General features: G+C 53.6%; 19 protein-coding genes. 9 read left to right on the top strand and 10 right to left on the bottom strand.

Translation table 11 applies throughout. The features are described from left to right. Positions 1-12: 12 nt before the first annotated feature. Positions 13-996: an ABC transporter ATP-binding protein gene (locus tag RSX24_RS26795; RefSeq protein ID WP_236417572.1), complete on the top strand. Its 984-nt coding sequence runs from the start codon at positions 13-15 to the stop codon at positions 994-996. Beyond that, positions 989-1954 (top strand): ABC transporter ATP-binding protein, encoded by a 966-nt coding sequence (locus tag RSX24_RS26790; RefSeq protein WP_343262275.1) that lies wholly within the window; start codon positions 989-991, stop codon positions 1952-1954. The genes RSX24_RS26795 and RSX24_RS26790 overlap by 8 nt, the downstream gene beginning before the upstream one ends. Positions 1955-2168: 214 nt before the next feature. Here the strand turns inward: RSX24_RS26790 and RSX24_RS26785 are convergent, their stop codons facing one another. Next, positions 2169-3227, bottom strand: a complete 1059-nt coding sequence (locus RSX24_RS26785) for a lactonase family protein (protein ID WP_343262274.1) — start codon at positions 3225-3227, stop codon at positions 2169-2171. A gap of 238 nt (positions 3228-3465) precedes the next feature. Here RSX24_RS26785 and RSX24_RS26780 point away from each other — a divergent pair, with 238 nt between their 5' ends. Continuing rightward, positions 3466-4368: an AraC family transcriptional regulator gene (locus tag RSX24_RS26780; RefSeq protein WP_343262273.1), complete on the top strand. Its 903-nt coding sequence runs from the start codon at positions 3466-3468 to the stop codon at positions 4366-4368. A gap of 92 nt (positions 4369-4460) precedes the next feature. Beyond that, on the top strand, positions 4461-5144 hold the full coding sequence (locus RSX24_RS26775; RefSeq protein ID WP_343262272.1) for an S-layer homology domain-containing protein: 684 nt from the start codon (positions 4461-4463) through the stop codon (positions 5142-5144). Positions 5145-5298: 154 nt separating this feature from the next. Here RSX24_RS26775 and RSX24_RS26770 read toward each other — a convergent pair whose 3' ends face one another. Continuing rightward, entirely contained in the window at positions 5299-5925 is a 627-nt protein-coding gene (locus tag RSX24_RS26770) for a nitroreductase family protein (RefSeq protein ID WP_236417577.1), read from the bottom strand. Positions 5926-6113: 188 nt separating this feature from the next. Further along, on the bottom strand, positions 6114-6548 hold the full coding sequence (locus RSX24_RS26765) for an RrF2 family transcriptional regulator (RefSeq protein ID WP_236417578.1): 435 nt from the start codon (positions 6546-6548) through the stop codon (positions 6114-6116). A 341-nt stretch (positions 6549-6889) separates the two neighbouring features. On the opposite strand from RSX24_RS26765, the gene RSX24_RS26760 reads away from it, so the two are divergent. Together RSX24_RS26760 and RSX24_RS26755 are read left to right on the top strand one after the other, a co-directional pair. Continuing rightward, entirely contained in the window at positions 6890-7615 is a 726-nt protein-coding gene (locus RSX24_RS26760; RefSeq protein ID WP_339275806.1) for an MBL fold metallo-hydrolase, read from the top strand. Then, a complete protein-coding gene (locus tag RSX24_RS26755) occupies positions 7612-8187 on the top strand; it encodes a TetR/AcrR family transcriptional regulator (RefSeq protein WP_236417580.1) in 576 nt (191 codons plus the stop codon). Before RSX24_RS26760 ends, RSX24_RS26755 begins: the two co-directional genes overlap by 4 nt. Positions 8188-8366: 179 nt before the next feature. Here the strand turns inward: RSX24_RS26755 and RSX24_RS26750 are convergent, their stop codons facing one another. Beyond that, the gene (locus RSX24_RS26750) at positions 8367-9488 is read right to left on the bottom strand and encodes a hypothetical protein (RefSeq protein WP_236417581.1); all 1122 of its coding nucleotides are present in this window, start codon (positions 9486-9488) and stop codon (positions 8367-8369) included. 309 nt (positions 9489-9797) lie between these two features. On the opposite strand from RSX24_RS26750, the gene RSX24_RS26745 reads away from it, so the two are divergent. Beyond that, complete coding sequence (locus tag RSX24_RS26745) at positions 9798-10292, top strand: CcdC family protein (protein WP_236417582.1); 495 nt, start codon at positions 9798-9800, stop codon at positions 10290-10292. A gap of 89 nt (positions 10293-10381) precedes the next feature. On the opposite strand, the gene RSX24_RS26740 is transcribed toward RSX24_RS26745, so the two are convergent. Both RSX24_RS26740 and map read right to left on the bottom strand, forming a co-directional pair. After that, on the bottom strand, positions 10382-11395 hold the full coding sequence (locus tag RSX24_RS26740) for an NADP-dependent oxidoreductase (RefSeq protein WP_343262271.1): 1014 nt from the start codon (positions 11393-11395) through the stop codon (positions 10382-10384). Between the two features lie 170 nt (positions 11396-11565). Beyond that, positions 11566-12312 carry a type I methionyl aminopeptidase gene (gene map, locus RSX24_RS26735; RefSeq protein WP_236417584.1) on the bottom strand — a complete coding sequence of 249 codons (747 nt, stop codon included), beginning with the start codon at positions 12310-12312 and terminating at the stop codon, positions 11566-11568. Between the two features lie 255 nt (positions 12313-12567). Between map and RSX24_RS26730 the strand changes: the two genes are divergently transcribed. Beyond that, the gene (locus tag RSX24_RS26730) at positions 12568-12780 is read left to right on the top strand and encodes a hypothetical protein (RefSeq protein ID WP_236417585.1); all 213 of its coding nucleotides are present in this window, start codon (positions 12568-12570) and stop codon (positions 12778-12780) included. A 201-nt stretch (positions 12781-12981) separates the two neighbouring features. Here RSX24_RS26730 and RSX24_RS26725 read toward each other — a convergent pair whose 3' ends face one another. Further along, on the bottom strand, positions 12982-13803 hold the full coding sequence (locus RSX24_RS26725; RefSeq protein ID WP_343262270.1) for a serine/threonine protein kinase: 822 nt from the start codon (positions 13801-13803) through the stop codon (positions 12982-12984). A 144-nt stretch (positions 13804-13947) separates the two neighbouring features. Continuing rightward, on the bottom strand, positions 13948-14682 hold the full coding sequence (locus RSX24_RS26720) for a MerR family transcriptional regulator (protein WP_236417588.1): 735 nt from the start codon (positions 14680-14682) through the stop codon (positions 13948-13950). Between the two features lie 563 nt (positions 14683-15245). Between RSX24_RS26720 and RSX24_RS26715 the strand changes: the two genes are divergently transcribed. Next, positions 15246-16199 (top strand): L-lactate dehydrogenase, encoded by a 954-nt coding sequence (locus RSX24_RS26715; RefSeq protein ID WP_343262269.1) that lies wholly within the window; start codon positions 15246-15248, stop codon positions 16197-16199. 90 nt (positions 16200-16289) lie between these two features. Here the strand turns inward: RSX24_RS26715 and RSX24_RS26710 are convergent, their stop codons facing one another. Both RSX24_RS26710 and RSX24_RS26705 read right to left on the bottom strand, forming a co-directional pair. After that, positions 16290-17273: an alpha/beta fold hydrolase gene (locus RSX24_RS26710; protein ID WP_343262268.1), complete on the bottom strand. Its 984-nt coding sequence runs from the start codon at positions 17271-17273 to the stop codon at positions 16290-16292. A gap of 22 nt (positions 17274-17295) precedes the next feature. Next, positions 17296-18030 (bottom strand): ABC transporter permease, encoded by a 735-nt coding sequence (locus RSX24_RS26705; RefSeq protein ID WP_236417599.1) that lies wholly within the window; start codon positions 18028-18030, stop codon positions 17296-17298. Position 18031: the final 1 nt, after the last annotated feature.

The raw sequence follows: 18031 nt of genomic DNA, 5'->3' as shown, positions 1-18031 counted from the left end.
GTGATTGCCGAGATGGCCGGCATTTTGGAAATTGACCGCCTGGAAACGAAATTCCAGACGGAAGAAGGTCTTATTACCGCCGTCAACGGTGTAAGTCTTAGCGTACGCGAAGGCGAAACGGTATGCATTGTCGGAGAATCGGGATGTGGGAAAAGCGTCACCGCCATGTCCGTCATGGGGCTGGTCGACGAACAGACAGGGCGCGTTACGCATGGCGAGATTCGTTTCTGCGGCAAAGATTTGCTGCGTGAGAGCAAGGCATCCCTTCGTCATATCCGCGGAAATGACATCTCCATGATTTTTCAGGAACCGATGTCTTCGTTGAATCCTGTGCTGAAAATCGGGCAGCAGCTTATGGAACCACTCAGGGTCCATCTGAAGCTGACGCGAGCGGAGGCCCGTGCACGTGCCATCGAGTTAATCCGGCAGGTAGGGATCTCGCGGCCCGAACAGATTGCCGACAGCTATCCCCATGAGCTTAGCGGCGGCATGCTTCAGCGAATCATGATCGCCATGGCGGTCTCCTGCGGTCCCAAGCTATTGATTGCGGATGAGCCTACGACGGCGCTGGACGTAACTATCCAGGCACAAATTCTTGATATGCTCCGTACCATCAAATCCGAAACGGGCATGTCCATCCTGATGATCACCCATGATCTTGGAGTCGTTGCCGAGATGGCGGATTACGTGGTCGTCATGTATGCAGGCCAGGTGGTGGAAGAGGGAGAAGTCGTACAGCTGTTCGAAAATCCCAAGCATCCTTATACTCAGGGACTGCTCCGTTCGAAGCCCATTCTGAATCAGCGGCACGAGGAACTGTACTCGATTCCTGGTCAAGTTCCGGACCCGCTTTCCCTAACGGACTCCTGTCATTTCCATGATCGTTGCGGGCAGTGCATGCCCATCTGCCGGGAGCGCCCGCCGCGGCTGCGGGACGTGGGCCAAGGACAAAAAGCATCCTGCTGGCTCTATGAGGAGGTAAATGCCCATGAGTGAGCCTCTGTTGGAAGTAAAACGCCTGAAGACGTATTTTCCGATCAAAAAAGGGCTGCTTAACCGCACGACCGGATACGTCAAAGCGGTGGACGACGTCAGCATTACGATCCGCCCGGGCGAAACCTTCGGCCTGGTTGGCGAATCCGGCAGCGGCAAAAGCACGGTTGGACGCACGATCGTTCGGCTGACGGATAAAACCGACGGACAGGTTCTGTTCAAGGGGGCAGACCTTCACGCCTTGTCTCCTCAAGACATCCGGCGGATTCGGCCCCGGCTGCAATTGATATTTCAAGATCCATACAGCTCCCTGAATCCCCGAATACGCATTGGGGACGCTATCGGAGAAGCCCTGCTCGACCACGGACTGAGCGATGCCGGCAATGTACGCGACCAGGTTAAGGAAATATTGGAGGCATGCGGCCTTTCCGTCGCCCACATCGACCGCTTTCCGCATGAATTTTCGGGCGGTCAACGACAGCGGATCGGCATTGCGAGAGCTTTGGTACTGAATCCCGACCTGATCATTGCCGACGAGCCGGTATCCGCGCTGGACGTTTCGATCCAGGCACAGATCATCAATTTGTTCAAACGGCAGCAGCAACAACGGGGCCTTTCCTACCTGTTCATCTCCCATGACTTGAGCGTCGTCGAACATCTCTGCAACCGCATCGGCGTGATGTACCTGGGTTCCATGGTGGAAACGGCGAGCCGGGACGAGCTGTTTCGCAACCCGCTTCATCCATATACCAAAGCCTTGCTGTCGGCAGTGCCCCTGCCGATTCCCAAGCTCAAAAGGGAACGCATCGTGCTGCAAGGAGACATCCCCAGTCCGGTCAACCCGCCGGCTGGCTGCAAATTCCATACCCGCTGCCCGTGGGCACAGGAAGTTTGCTCGCAGCAAGTGCCCGAGTACCGAAATGCCGGCGGCGATCACTGGGTAGCCTGCCATTTGGTATAGGCCTCCTCATCGACTTGTTTCGTGCAATGGTCAAGGGCGCTTCGAGGGTCCGATCCATTGAACTCCCACCGCAGCGCAGATTCCGAAAAAGGCCGCTTAATCATGCTCTATGCATGATTAAGCGGCCTTTCTTCAATCCAAATGCACCCGAACAGCATAACATGTTCTGCAATCCATTCCATTCGCGCCTGTTCTGTTCATGTCAAGGTTCACGTCAAACGACGGGCACGATGCACACCGGGCGCGGTATCTCCAGCTTGAACCCGTTATGGGTCAACCTTCCGTCCTCCTCATCCATTCGGAAGCCTACAATGCTGTCGGTATCCTGATTGGCCACGAGCAGAATGCCTCCGGGCAAAAGGTTGAAATTTCGCGGCGTCCGGCCGATCGTGGATGTCCATTGCGCTGCTTCCAGCTTTCCGGTTTCCTGGTCGATGTGATAGAGCACGATGCTGTCGTCGCCGCGATTGGACGCGTACAGGAATCGTCCGCATGCCGATACGCGAATATCGGCTGCCGTTCCCGTGCCGTCATGCCCTTCAGGCAGTGTGGAGACATGTTGGATGACCGTAAATTCTCCCCTGCGAAGGTCGTACAAATACGCAGAAACCGTGTTGTTCAGTTCATTGACGGCATATGCCCACTTTTCGCTCGGATGGAACACAAGATGCCTTGGACCTGAACCAGGCGGCTGCTTGAGTTCGCGGTGGGTAACAAGGCGTCCCTCCTCATCCAGCCGATAGACGATCATTTGATCCAATCCCAGATCGCACACCACGGCGTATTGGCCAGACGGGTCAGGCTGGATGGAATGCGCATGCGGGCCTTCCTGACGCTCTTTGCTCTCCCCGCTGCCGACATGCTGCACCATTGCGCTCATTTCATCCAGCGTACCTTGATCCCCGACCGGAAACACGTTGACGCTGCCGCTTCCGTAATTGGAGGTCAGGACCCATCGACCATCGCGAGTGACCGACACGTAACAAGGGGACGATCCTTCCGTACGTTTGCGATCCATCAAATGAAGCTCGCTCGTCGCCGGGTCGCGGCGGTACACGAACAATTCGCCCTCCTCCGTTTCACTCGCCGCATACAGGCAGTTGGCCTTCGGGCAGAGCGCCAGATACGAAGGGTTGTCCACGCCTTGCATCCAGTTGACCACTCTCATTTCGCCCGTGTCATTATTCAAGGCGCACAGGTAGATTCCCGGCTGATCGGCAGAAGCATACGTCCCTACATAAAATAACGTCTCATTGTGGATTGACTGTTCCATCGCGTACCCTCTCCTTTGTCTGTCTTTTATCTAAAAACATCTGATCTCTATCCCCCGACGAACCCCATAACTTATGTCTGTCCATTAAAAGTCCACCGGCAATCTTGGCTGTTATGTATTTACCCATCCCAGGTCCATATGCTTCATCCTGATCGATTTTCATCCCCGCTTCATGCCCATGATAACGCGATCGGTTTGGGGATTGACTCCACTGCCGCGCCATTACCATAATACAAGTATGAAACCATATGACAAACTTCTCGCCATGCGCAAATCGGACGGATTTCACCTGCAAAAGCTGATCGTTCTGCCTGACCCGCTGCTGCAAGAAGCCTCCGACCATCCCGTTACCGCCGGACTGCACGTGACCGATATCGGGTATTTCCACAAGGCAGAGCACCATTACCGCAATCGTCCTGCCGGTTGCCCTTCCCATATCATCATGTATTGTGCCGAGGGCACAGGATGGTATTCCGTCGGTGGAAGCGAGCGGCATGAGGTGAATGCAGGCAATCTGGTTGTTCTCCCTGCCAACATGGCTCACGTGTACGGGGCGCATGCGTCCGAACCTTGGAGCATCTACTGGGTTCACTTGCGCGGCACCCTGTCGAACAATTACATCGAGCCGTTGTTGAACGAAGGCGTGACCGCCATGGCTCCCGCCAAAACGCAAAAATGGCTTGAACTTTTTCACGAATGTTACGGTACATTGGAGACCGGTTACTCGATGCAAACGATGATGTATGCCTCCCAGATCGCCGGATACATGCTCGGCATGCTCGCATACGGCTCCGGGACAGATCATGAGTCAATGAGCAGCAAACGGGCAGCCGAGAAATCGGTGCAATACATGCTCCAGCATCTCGAAGGCGCGGTCAGTCTCAAGGAACTAGCGGCTCAAGCCCGCCTGTCCGTCCCTCATTATTCGCAATTGTTCAAGCAGGCGACCGGTTACTCGCCCATCGACTATTATTTGCGGCTCAAAATCCAGCATTCCTGCCGCTACCTTGATTTTACCGATTGGACGGTCAAACAGATCAGCTCGGAGCTCGGGTTCAAGGACCCCTACTACTTTTCACGTCTATTCAGCAAAATGATGGGCCGTTCGCCTACCGAATATCGCAACAAATCGAAAGGATAAATGGCAGCAACCTTTTGAATCCAAGGTTCGTCTAAAGGGGCAAATAGCTTTTAGTTAAAGGGATATCCCCTGGAAAAGAGAGGCGAACCTCAATGAAAAAGAACATTTTAGCCACAGTTGCCGCTGGAGCACTGCTTACCATTTCGCTGGGCGCCGGTCCGATTCATGCCGATCAGGCCAAATTCACCGATATTCAGGGTCTCGCCGGAGCGGACAAGATCGAATCGCTGCATCAGGACGGCCGGATCAAGGGCATCACCGATTCCCTGTTCAAACCAGGGCAGCAGCTCACCACCGCTCAAGGCATACAACTTATTGCGGATGGACTGGACCTCAATCTCGATGCCATCCGTTTCGTCAAACAGCCGCTGCCAAGCGACAGGTTCTCGAAGGTGCTCGACGGGGTATGGTATAGCGACGCTTTTATCCGCGCCCAATATAATGGAATCCAGCTTGAAGCCGACATCGATCCGTCCCAGCCGCTGACGCGCGAGCAGTTCACCATGTTCCTGATGCAAGGCATCGAGAGCAAAGGTGCTCTCCCCATGATCAAAATCAATCCGCTCGACGTTGCTGACGAAGATGAGATTACGCCAAGTTATCAGGGAGCCATCCAGCGTTCCCTCGTATTCAAAATCAATACCCTTGACGAGAACGGCAAGTTCAATCCTAAACAAACGGTCACCCGCGCCGAAGCCGCGGTCATGATGTACAACGCGATCAAACACATGGAGAGCTTCCATGCGCCTCAAATTCCGGAAATGCCGGAAAAATAACGAGGCAAAGCGATGCTTTAATCGATCCATGATACGTGGACAACGCGTCCCGACAAAAGCAATCAAAAAAACGCAAACAAAACGCAAACAACCGCAATTCCATTAACGGACTTGCGGTTTGTTTGCGTATCAAGGGTTATATACGTCTCTTGAATTAAAACGATCCTTTGACAACAACCTCGGACAACGGCAGACGACCCGAAGGACGCGCAGGCTGCGCAGCCTTGCCGATCGTGATCAGCATGTTCGGCACATAACGCGCAGGGATGTTGAACGTTTCAATCAGTTGTTTCGGGTTGTATCCCCCCATCGGGCAGGAATCGTATCCAAGTGCTCGCGCTGCCAGCATGATGTTCTGGGAAGCGAGGGAAGCGTTGCGGATCGCTTCTTCGCGAGCGGTTTGGGGGTTTTCATAGGCTCTGTTGATTTGCCCGACAAGCGCGTCGCGAACCTCGGAAGAAAGGGCTCCCGCCTCTACCGCTTGATCGTAAATGACGGCATTGCGGTTAGCTTCCAAATCTCCCAATACGGCAATCGTCACGGAGCTGTCCGTAATTTGCGACTGGCCATAAGCGATAGGCAGCAATTTTTCTTTATCGGCCTCGGATTCGATCACCAGAAACTTCCAATGCTGAAGGTTCCAGGAGGACGGCGCTTCGCTCGCTGCCGTCAGAATGGCATTCAGGTCGGCTTCCGGCATAACGAAGCCTTTTTCATACTTTTTAACGGCGTGACGCTCGCTGATCACGCGAAGTGTTTCGTTGTTTTCAATGCTGGACATGCAGTTTCCACTCCCCATAAATTGTTATTTAGGTTTGCTTCTTTTTTAAGTTCGCAAGGCACCGGGAATGCACCCGGATAGTTTACCCGCCCTCCGAAAATAACATCAGCGCAGACGATCTCCATCTGTGTTCACGTTATGCCCGGAATGCCCGGGTTTCGTAGTACCAGAGTCCCGGCCGGATCATATCATAAGCGGGTAATCCGTTCTGATTCGCCGATGCGCCGCTTAACGTCCTCAATCGAAATGCCGTCAAAATAAATGCTTAGCGCATTCTCCCCGCCATCATAGATGGAACCCATGACTTCCCGCATATTGGAGGATACGATACATGGCGAATCCAGCTCTCCCGAGCACCAGCTCGGACCGAGCGAACCGCCCGCAACCAGCCTGTACAACTCGCCAAGCTTGATCTCCTTGCTGGCCCGGCTAAGGATATACCCCCCATGTGCGCCTTCCTTCGTTGTCAGATAGCCATGCTTGCGCAGCACGCTTAACACCTTGCGCACTCTCGCCGGATGCGTGCCGACGCTCTGCGACAAGTCTTCGCTATTGGCCATGCACTCAGCCTTCATGGACAGAAAGACGAGACAGTGGACAGCAATCGTAAACTCACTGTTCATTTTTTTTTACTCCTCTCCCGGCAGCAAACTCCGGTGAACTTCAGCCCCAAGGCAAGTACAACTGTCATTATAGGAATGACAGTTAAGGTTGTCAACTTTGGCCATTTCTGCCCCGATCGGGTCCGAAAACAAAAAAAGCGAGCCGATCGCTTCGCGAAGGGCTCCAATAAGATAGACATATGAAAGGGCTTACGAGACTATTATAATCGGTAATCCATATTTTGAAAACGCTTTTTTCGCAAAATAATCCTTCCTTTTATTTTTGTCGAAAGTTCCCGTTGCAAAAACTAATCACATTAGTTATATTACTAATATCATTAGTTTTCGAGGAGGAATGCTCCATGCGCATGACCCGTGAACATCATGTCATCCAGGTTTCGTTTCTGCCCCGTCTCTTTCCCGTCAACGTATATCTTGTGGAAGAAGAGGACGGCTTAACATTAATTGATGCAGGCATGCCCTTCAGTTACAAAGGGATTCTGAAGGCGGCCGGATCATTAGGCAAACCGATTACCCGCATCATTCTGACCCACGCCCATGGCGACCATGTAGGCGCACTCGATCGCCTGCACGAGGCCCTGCCGGATGCCGAAGTGTGCATCTCTTCTCGCGATGCCTTGCTGCTGAAGGGCGACGCCTCCCTGCTGCCTCACGAGCCCCAGACCCCTGTTCGGGGCAGCGTGCCGAAAGGCATCCGCACCCGTCCGGACCGGGTGCTGGAAGATGGCGACCGCATCGGCTCCCTGGTCGCCATCGCCACACCAGGCCATACGCCGGGGCATATGGCCTTCATGGATACGCGCAGCCGCGTGCTGATCGCCGGCGACGCGTACCAGTCGCGCGGCGGCCTGGCCGTGTCCGGCCGCCTGCGCCCGCTCTTCCCGTTCCCCGCGCTTGCGACCTGGAACGGGGAACTGGCCCTGGCCAGCGCGAAGCGGCTGGCCGAGCTGGAACCGTCCGTGCTCGCCGTAGGCCACGGACGGATGCTGCGCCAGCCCGCGGCGGCGATGCGGGCAGCCGCGGCTGACGCCGAGCAGCGGCTGCGCCCTGCCGGGGGGCGCGTATGAGCCCCCGGCAAGGACTGGATCGCGGCGCATTGCTGAACGCCGCGATCCAGCTCGCCGACAGCGACGGCTTCCAGGCGCTGACGCTGGCCGCCCTGGCCCAGCGGCTGGGCGTGCGCTCCCCGTCGCTGTACAATCACATCAGCGGTCTTCCGGGGCTTCGCCAGGAATTGGCGCTGATGTCCGTGCAGCAGCTCGGCCACGCCCTAACGCTCGCTGCCGCTGGCCGTTCCGGCGGCGAGGCCATCCAGGCCATCGCTGCAGCCTACACTGCCTTTGTCCGTGAGCACCCGGGGCTGTATGAAGCCTCCTTCCATGCGCCGGACCGGGACGAACCGCAGCTTGCTGCCGCGAGCAGTGCCACCCTGGATCTGCTGCTGCGAACCCTGCAGCCTTATCCATTGACCAAGGCCGAGGCCTTGCATGCCGTGCGCGGCTTGCGCAGCCTGTGCCATGGCTTTGCCTCCATCGGCGCCCAAGGCGGATTTGCCATGGATTTCGATCCTGGCGAGAGCCTTCGCCTCACCGTGGCAGCATTCCTGAACGGGCTGCAGCACATGGGTAAGATGCAATAGCTTCAAGCACGCAGTCCATGATGCATGATTGGAAACATCCGAACGGCCGCTTCCGGCAATCAATAGCCTAAGCGGGCCGTTCTTTTTGTCCCTTTGGACCGAAATCGGCTTTTCCCGGTCTATCACGTTTTCCACATTCATACCCTTCTTCTACGGATTCACTCTTCGTTATCCTCATACTAAGGCTGCGACCCGACCGCGCGTTCCGCTTCCCGCAAGATCGTTTTCATCATGGGCACGTATGCCTTCCAATACATGACGTCAGGCACGCCCTTCCGGTTCGGAGTCAGCCAGTTCCTGATGACGTCCCAGCCTTTGATTCTGCGCCAAAACGAATAGTTGTTCAACTCGTCAAACGAACCGGCCATATAGTATGTCCGTACGTTGTCGTCATGCCGGATCACGGCCGGGAATTCCAAAGGAATGCGGGCATCCTGCAGCTTTTGGCGCCCGGCATCCGTCAATCCCGTCCTGAACCAGGCCTTCACCGCGTCTTTCGAATCCGGCTCTACAATATCGAACCAGTTGTCGTAGTGAATCCGTTCATCAATGCCGCTCCAATTCGTTCCCTCCTGGGTAAAAGCAAGCCCGCTATCCTCGGTTCGCATATCTGTTCCGTGGCACAATACAACGATCGATCCGTCCTCGTGCATAAGCAGCAGACCCGATCCGGAATACGGCCATTTCGCCCGCGTCTCGGCTTCGTAACGTTTCATCACTTGCTCCGGCACTTCATCCGAGCTTTGCAAATGCGATATGTATTTCCCCCGCCAACCGCTGCTCCTTACATGCATCAGCTCGTAAAACTGCTTTTGGGCCGCCGGGGATAACGTATTTGACAAAGTTCCATACTCGGCAACGACCAGAACTCCTCTGGACGCCGCCTCACGGATTTTGCCGATATCCTGCTCCGTGATTCCTTCCCGTGCACTCGATTCGTTTAAACCCGTACTCCCTTGTCGGTTCAAAGAAGACGTTACATAAATGATATCCGTATCGGTCATGATGTCTTCGGGCAACCGCCGGCTCACGGACGGTGAATAGGTCGTAGCCCGGTCCGCATCATTTTCGTCGTACATATATCGTTCCCCGTTCTTTCGGACGATTTTTTGCTGATTGAGCAACCAGATCAAACCTTTATGTTCCGGATTGGGAGACTCTGATGCCCCTTTGTCGATAATCAGGACTTCAAGCGGAGTTGATGCCTCGGATTGCCACCAAATCCAGGGGATGGCCAGTACGATCGAGAAGGTTGTCAAAGAAGCCATCACCCATACGGATGACCTGTGAGTTCTTTTCATGCTGCGTCTTCCTCCATATTCGTGTCAAAGTCTCACCAAGGTCTGCACGTTTTCATGATCTGCGTTTGCTCTCATGCTGCTGTGCCCGGAACGAAAGTTATTCCTCCATCGCCGAATAAACGGTACCGCTTTGGTTGAAAATAAATGCAAATTTTGTAATTCCTCGATTTGAAGTATTCGATAAATGACACACTTAGCATTCTATCGGCTTTATCTCTTTGTGATATAATAGAAATCATAGATTCAAGCAACTTTTTTGCAGATCCGCTGGGCGGGTCAAACTATTCTTCCGGAAAGAGGGATATTTCCGTGGCTCAGATCAGTCCGTTATATCTTCAAATCGGCGCAACCGTCGGTATGCTTGTCATGGCACTGCTCGCTATCTTCATTCGCATGAAGGCAAGCCACAGGCCGGTAACCATTCGTAAAATTTTGATTCCCCCGCTCGGCATGAGCACCGGGTTCCTTATGTTTGTCGTGCCCGAGACGCATGTTCCGTGGTTGTGGGCATTGATCGCCTTGCTCGTTGGCTGGTTCATCTTTTCGTACCCGCTCATACGGAGCACCAAGTTCGAACGGATTAACGGCGAGATTTTTGCCACTCGTTCGCGCAGCTTTGTTTTTATTTTGCTCGGCCTGCTCGCCGTGCGTCTTATTCTTCATGAAGTCATCCAACGTTACGTCACCATACCGCAGACGGGCGGACTTTTTTTCCTGCTGGCTTTCGGCATGATCGTGCGCTGGCGCGTATATATGTATAAACATTATCAGGAAGTCATTGCCTCGGATGCGGCAACCCGATAAACCGACAAAAGACACGTCTTTCGCGCTGCATTGGCGAATGACGTGTCTTTTGTCATAGGTCACGATTTCGGCTCTTCCCGACTTCATCGCTATTCGGGATCCGCGACCTTAACGAGCTGTTTGCCGAGATTGTCGCCCGTAAACAATCCGATGAACGCTTCCGGCGTACGTTCAAACCCTTCGACAATGTTTTCCTCATGCCGAATAAGCCCATCAGCAAGCCATTTGGCCAATTTGGCTCTTCCTTCCTTGAAGGATTTGGCATAATCGCCCAGCAAAAAACCTTTCATCAGAGCCGTATTGGTCAGAAGCAATGTCTGCGGGCGCATGCCAACGTCGGGCTGCTTCAGATTATAGGCCGAAATTTGCCCGCACAACGGAATCCGCGCATTCCGGTTGATATGGCGGAGTACCGCATCGGAAATGTCGCCTCCCACATTGTCGAAATAAACATCGACACCTTCCGGGCAAGCGCGTTCGACCGCTGCCGACATATCCTGCTCCCGTCTGTAATTCAGCACCTCGTCGAATCCGAGTTGTTCCTTCAAATACGCGCATTTTTCGTCCTTACCCGCGATCCCCACGACGCGCGCCCCTTTGATTTTTGCGATCTGTCCTGCGACCATGCCGACCGCTCCGGCGGCGCCGGAAATGACGACCGTTTCGCCGTCTTGCGGCTTGCCGATATCTTCAAGCCCGAAATACGCGGTCAGTCCGGTCAGACCCAGCACGCCTAGATACGCCGTGATCGGTGCCTCTCCCGGCTCGATCAGGGAAATATCGGCCGTGTTTACCGCAGCGAATCGCTGCCATCCCCACATCCCGGTCACAAGATCTCCCTTGCGCAGGTTCGGTTCCGACGAATCAACCACCTGACCGATGACTCCACCTTTGATGACCTCATCCAGCGCGTAAGGGGGCGCATAAGACTTGGCATCCTTCATGCGGCCGCGCATATATGGATCAACGGACAAATATAACGTGCGAACCAGCACCTGTCCGGCTTCAGGCTGCGGCAGGGGAGACCAGATAAATCGAAAATTGTCCCTGGTCGGCTCACCTTCCGGACGCGATGCCAGCACAATCTGTTCATTTTCGGACAACTGAATGACCTCCTTGCTGTCAGTAGACCGTACCGGCCTTTGTGGCCAGGGCTATCCTGGCCCTGGCCAATTATGTTCCTGACTCCTTAACAGTTTAAACCGAAACAGGCGGATCACAAACGTGTCCGCCCGACTTTCGCCAAATATCGTGGTTTTGAATGTGCAATCTATTATTGAGCCGTCAGAATAATTGGACCGTCAGCCGTAATGGCGATGGTGTGCTCGTATTGCGCCGAAAGGCTTCCATCCTGCGTGCGCGCTGTCCAACCGTCGGAATCCAGCTTGCTGCGATAGGTTCCGATGTTCAACATCGGCTCGATGGTAATCACCATGCCTTCTTTGAGACGCGGCCCGCGATGCGGTGGTCCGTAATGAGGCACCTGCGGTTCCTCATGCATTTTCTCGCCGATGCCATGCCCAACGAATTCGCGCACGACGGAAAGTCCTTCGCCTTCGGCATATACCTGGATTGCATGGGAGATGTCTCCGATGCGGTTGCCGACTACGGCCATTTCAATGCCTTTGTACAGGGATTCCTTGGTGACGTCCAGCAAATGCCGGGCTTCCGGGCTTACCTGCCCAACCGCATAAGACCAAGCCGAGTCGGCAAGCCAACCGTTCAGATTGACAACCATGTCAATCGTGACGATATCTCCGTCCTTCAGCACGTATTTTCCCGGAAAACCGTGACAGATCACATCATTGACGGACGCGCACGTGGCAAATTGATAACCGTTGTATCCTTTCTGCTCAGGCGTTGCCCCATTTTTCTTCATAAAAGCTTCGGCAAACTGATCGATTTCCTGGGTCGTGATTCCCGGACGAATCATCTTGGCGATTTCTCTATGGCATGCAGCCAGAATCTCTCCGGCCTTTTTCATATTCCCGATCTGTTCATTCGTCTTCAACGTAATCATGATAACTTCTCCTTGTCCGTAATTAATCTGTTCTTTCCTCTATTCTACTCTCGAAACGCTCAAAAACAAAAAAATCCGCAACATCATCAACAATCTATTATACGATATCCCGTCAATGCAATGAATACACTTTTCTGAAAACATTGGATCCATCCGCATTCCGCAAAGACGAATCGTGCTAAAAAAACCGAAACCGCCCCCGTCGAAGCAACGTATATTCGCATATACGGCCGAAGACGAAAGGAGGGGAAACTGATGCTCAGAAAAATGTTAGGCAAGCTTCTCGATTCCAAATCTTCTTCCCACCGCAGACATTATGGCAGCTCCTCGGGAAAACGCGTCTACAGGCGCTACAGCAGTTCTTCCGGGAAGCATGCATACCGGCGTTATTCTTCGTCGGACATGAAGCACCGGGACAGCCGCCACGGCTCCAGCTATTACAAAAGCAGAAAATATAGTTCCAGTTAATATACAGCGTTCATCGGATATGTATGCGACGCATCCGGCGGCGTAATTGCTGAAAGGAACTCGCGCCCGGCGGTTGTTATCCGGTGAGTGCAAAACAAGAGGTGCCCTGCCAGCCGCATCGCGGTTGGAGAGCACCCTTTTTATTCGGATCATGGCAGCCATTGCATCAGATCACCTTTACTTTTTTACCAGAAAAATAATTCACTTCGTCTCCTCAAGCATATCCCGAACTTCGGCCAAAAGCTCGGGCACGCCGCCTTCATAACCGGGCCGAAGCCCTAACAGCCTTTCCAGCATGACTCGCATGGATGGCGAGAGATCAAGCTCTTCCTGCCAGCTTGCAGGAGCTTTCCCCTTTTCCGGTTCAAACGCGGAATACAACATGAACAACAGAAAATGCCCCACATCCTGAAGATCCTGATCCGCAATCGCCGGCTCGTCCTCCGGTAAAGGAACGTCCCGCATTCGCCGTTTCAATTCCGGCAGGAGCGGTTCCCCCATGCGCCGCGCCAGGCCGAAATCAATCAAATGCACCTGGCCGTCACGCAGGATGACGTTGGGGATGCGTACATCGCCATGAATGTATCCCTGCTGATGCACATGGTTTAACGGTCCGAGCAGACGACCCACCAGTTCAAGACACTCCTGTTCCGAATAGACGCACCCCTGCTCGAAGATGCACTGCTCCAGCGTTTCTCCGCGTACATACTCCGCAGCCAGGTAGTTCCGGCCGAGGTAACTGAACGATTCGAGCAGCTTGGGGATGAAAGGATGCTCCAGACGGCCCATCACTTCCGCTTCCCGCTCAAGCAGCCTCACCGAAAGCGTTCCTTTGCTGGGCTTCGACTCCTTCAATGCGACTTCCTGCCCCGTATGTTCATCCGTGCATAAATAAGCGAGTCCGTAACTACCCATGCCAAGGAGTCGGGTAACGGTGTACCTTTCGGCAATGGTTGTGCCCTTCCTCCGGGGTCGGTCTGTCCAAAATCCGATCCATCGTTGCCAGCTTCGCCGCAGTCCCACATGTCCTCCTACATCGCAGCCGGGATTCGAATTTGTCATCAGTGGCGTGCAAAATCGTACCCGGCCCGTCTTCTGGTATCGTATGGAGACTATTATATCAGGCAGCGTAAGCAGAGGAATAGCACGGGCGGACAACGATGTTCGTCACGCCTCTTTATGTTTTTTGGGCAACAACCCAAACAACATCCGCAACGACACCCCCTTGGATTTGCGTTGTCTCCCCTGGTAACTGCGCAGATTGGTAACCAGCTCACGATCCCGCTCTTCCTCCAATTTGTCATTCATCCATTGCTGCTGCTTGTCCATCTGCCCCAGCAATTCCTCATATACGGCGGCAAGCTCCCCAATTTTTGCTTCAAGTTCATTGACCCGCTCCTGCAGCTGCGTCTGCTCATCCTTCGGTTCCACGGCCCCATGCGTCACTTCGCTGACCAGCTGCCCCAACCCTTCCACCATACGGGAATGGACGGAGGATGCCGCCACTTCCGGAAAAAGCGATGGCATGGACAATGGCGCGGCAGCCTCGAATGCAGGCTCCCCGCTGCCACCCACAACCTCGTGATCGGCTCCCTCCCGCCCACTGTTGGAAACGTCCATTTCATCATTTGTCTCATCAGGTTCGGGACCGTCATCGGCACGCATATCATTGGCCAGGACGGTTACTACGGCATCGGCAAGCGGCATATTGTGCTCTCGCAGTTCCATCATCAGTCTTTCAATGCACTCCACGTCCTCTGTTTTGAACAGACGCGATTTGTTCGCGGCTCGTTCAAAGCGGTATCCCCGTTCTTCCAGCGCCGCTGCATATTTACGAAGAGTGCTGGCCCCAATTCCCAGACTCTTGGCTGTTTCCGTCGTTGCTCCTGCTTCTTCAATCATTTGAAATTCCCTCCCGTTATCGAAGTCTTTGACTACCAAAGGACATAGCTTCAGCGTTCCTCTTGGGGAACGTTCATCGGATCGGGCAACAGTTAAACAAGCTCAATCATGCTGTTTTCATCATTTGCCGTATGTATTCGTGAATTCATGGAATAATCCCTTTGACGGTTTTCTTCTGTTTCTGGGGATTCATAAGAACTTTTGTCAGTCGCTTTTTTCGAAACATTCCCGCCTGTTTCGACTTAAGCCACATATGCCGTCGTGTCGAACGCTGCAAATGCAAATGCTGTCATTTTGCTTCGACACCCGTGTTGAAATCAGACATTTTCAGGGGTACATGCCTCGAAAAAAGGGGAGGTTACCTATTTCCATCGCAATTCGTGTCAATTTTGTTAACCTCATTACCCCACTACGCTCCCGCGATAACGGGAATCATTGCTGTAAAGCATTTTCATGTGTTATCTTATGTAACGTATATTTGGAATCCGACATATTTTATAAGACCTTACTTAACATAATGCATGTTATGAACGGATTATATTCGAAAACGGAGGTTGAACGAGGTGTTAGGCAGATCAGGTAAAGTAGCGGTGATCGGGGCGGGTTTGGTTGGTTCAAGTTGTGCTTATTCAATGATTAATCAGTCCATATGCAGGGAAATCATGATGGTTGACCGGACATACGACCGCGCAGTTGCGCAAGCGCTCGATTTTTCCCATTGCATGGACTTTACGCACAATCGCACCAAGGTGTACGCGGGAACGTATGCCGATTGCACCAGCATGGACGTTATTGTGCTTACGGCCGGAGCCAACCCCAAGCCGGGGCAGACACGCCTTGACCTTCTGGAGGAGGCCGAGGCCATCACCAAAGATATCGTGCTTCCGATCATGGACAGCGGGTTCCAGGGTATTTTTGTCGTTGCAGCCAACCCGGTTGACGTCGTCACTTATATGGTTTGGAAGCTGTCGGGCTTGCCGCGCGAACGCGTCATCGGCACGGGAACTTCCATCGACTCGTCCAGGCTCAAAACCTTGCTGTCCGAAGTGTTCTCCATTGATCCGCGCAGCGTGCACGGATATGCCCTCGGGGAACATGGCGAGTCCCAGTTCGTCGCCTGGTCCCACGTGACGATCGGCGGCAAGCCGATCATGCACATTTTGGAGCAGCACAAGGAGCGTTTCAAACATCTCGATCTCGACGATATCGCCCGCAAAACGAAGGATGCGGGATGGGAAATTTTCACGCGCAAAGGCTCCACGCAGTTTGGTATCGGCAACGCCCTCGCCCACATTACGCGTTCCATTCTGAACGACGAGCACAAAATCATTGCCGTATCCGCCATTCTGGACGGGGAATACGGACAGAAAGACGTTTGCGTTGGGGTACCAGCCATTATTAGTGGCAATGGCATCCAGGAAATCATCGAGCTGCATCTCCATGAAACGGAACGTGAGAAATTCGAACGTTCGTGCAGCATTTTGTCCGGGAGCATCCGTCGATTAACGTTGGCATAACGATTTTTCATAACATAAAACAATAAGCCAGGACACCCCTCGCTGTACGGGGCCCTGGCTTATTGTTTTTTTGCGCCCAACCAACGCTGTTCAGTTCCCTTTCTCGAAAATGTCCGACGTAAACTGCTCGACTGCCAGGCTTATTTCCTTGTATTTCGTCCAGTGAAGGTAATGGCCGCCTTCCATGACGATGATTCGGCTGACAGAATCGTCCGGCAATTGAGTCTGATAGAACGTCACGTTGGTCTTTCCATCCTTTGCATCCCTGTTTTCTTTTGTTGTAAAAATCAGGACGGGAACATCCGGGGGAAATGCCATGTCGGCGGTCTTGGCCACGTTACTGCCAATTTCGTTCGTTTCATCGATGATGTTTCGGTTGGTTCCCTTCCATGCCGTAATTGCCCTCATCTTATCAAGATTCGCAACCGAGTACAGCCCCTCTTCCGCCCTTGGCAAAAAGTCTGCCGGATTGATGAGCATAGCCAACCTGATCACGCCGGTCGGAGCTGCCAGACCCATGTACGAAGGTGCGGTAGGCGCGCGCTCGCCAAAGTATGCCAACGCCTGGGGCAATGTTGGATCGATGCCAATGACCGCCCTGACCTCATCCGGATAACGGTTGGCGTAGTACATGCTGTAGATACCAGACATGGAATGGGGCATCAGAATATAAGGACCTTCGATCCCTGACTTTTTCAAAGCCGTTCGCAGCTCCTCCACGATGTTCTCCACGGTCCGCTCCTTGTGGGTCACATCGCTCCAGCCGTAACCAAAGCCCTCCACGATAACCACTTTGTTCCTCTCAGCCAGCTCGTTGATCAACGGTTCAAAATCCAGCACGGGGGCCGGCGTACCGAGTCCGCTCAACAACACGATCGTTTGCTTCCCGGCGCCTTTCGCGTAGACATGCATCTTTTCACCGTTTACTTCGATGAATGTCCCCATGGGAGGATACTTTCCTTTTTCATAAGCTGTAAGCACTTGGTGAATAACCACCCACAGAACAACGAATGAGACAAGGAGCAATATGATTTTCAAGACCACGGCCCGCAAACGTTTTATAGTTGTATTCATTTTCATCGACCTGTACCTGCGTTCAAATTTCTTTACGCCGGAAATACAGCAGCCCGATCAGCAGGAAAAATACCGCGCTTCCGCCAACCACGGCAATCAACGTGCCGAGCGGCACATTATACGCGCCAAAGCCGCCGCTTCCTGTCGGCATCATCAACAGCATCGGCTGCGCCCATGGATAATACGGACCATAAGTCGCCGAATTGATGATCAGAATATTCGGCACGGTCAGGCCGAAATTCAACGCGAGCGGTGCGGCGAAGCTGCTCCACACCAACGATACGAACATTTGCAAAGCAGCTAACGGCAGAGCGGCGAACAGTCCCAGCAGCAGATGGCCTGCAAGGAGTCCCCACGGGACAGGCTGCGTAAAGCCATGGAACATGCCTCCAAGCACGATGGACCCGAGCATCAAACACTGCGTGAGTGCAAGCAGCACCATCACGACGGTCAATTTGGCTGAGTATACGCCTGTGCGCGTTAGCGGGAGGACAAGCATTTGTTTCCATCCGCCGCCGGCATGTTCGAAGCGGCAGACGAACGAGGCAAACACGCCCGTTAACATAGGAAATAACAGCAAGCCGTGCAAGGAAAGCATCGCGTTCATCAACACGGCCCAGTTTCCGCCCGGCGTGGCGGTGATCCCAAGCAGCAGCGCAAGCAGCGGGCTGACGAGAATCAGGAGCCATATCGGCGATTTCCCCATTTTCAGCCGCTCGGACGAGAGGATTCGAAAATATGTCGTCGCAAAGTTCATC

Source organism: Paenibacillus hubeiensis (assembly GCF_032334105.1).
GTDB classification, from domain to species: Bacteria; Bacillota; Bacilli; order Paenibacillales; family Paenibacillaceae; genus Paenibacillus; species Paenibacillus hubeiensis.
This window is presented reverse-complemented; position numbering and strand designations above follow the sequence as displayed.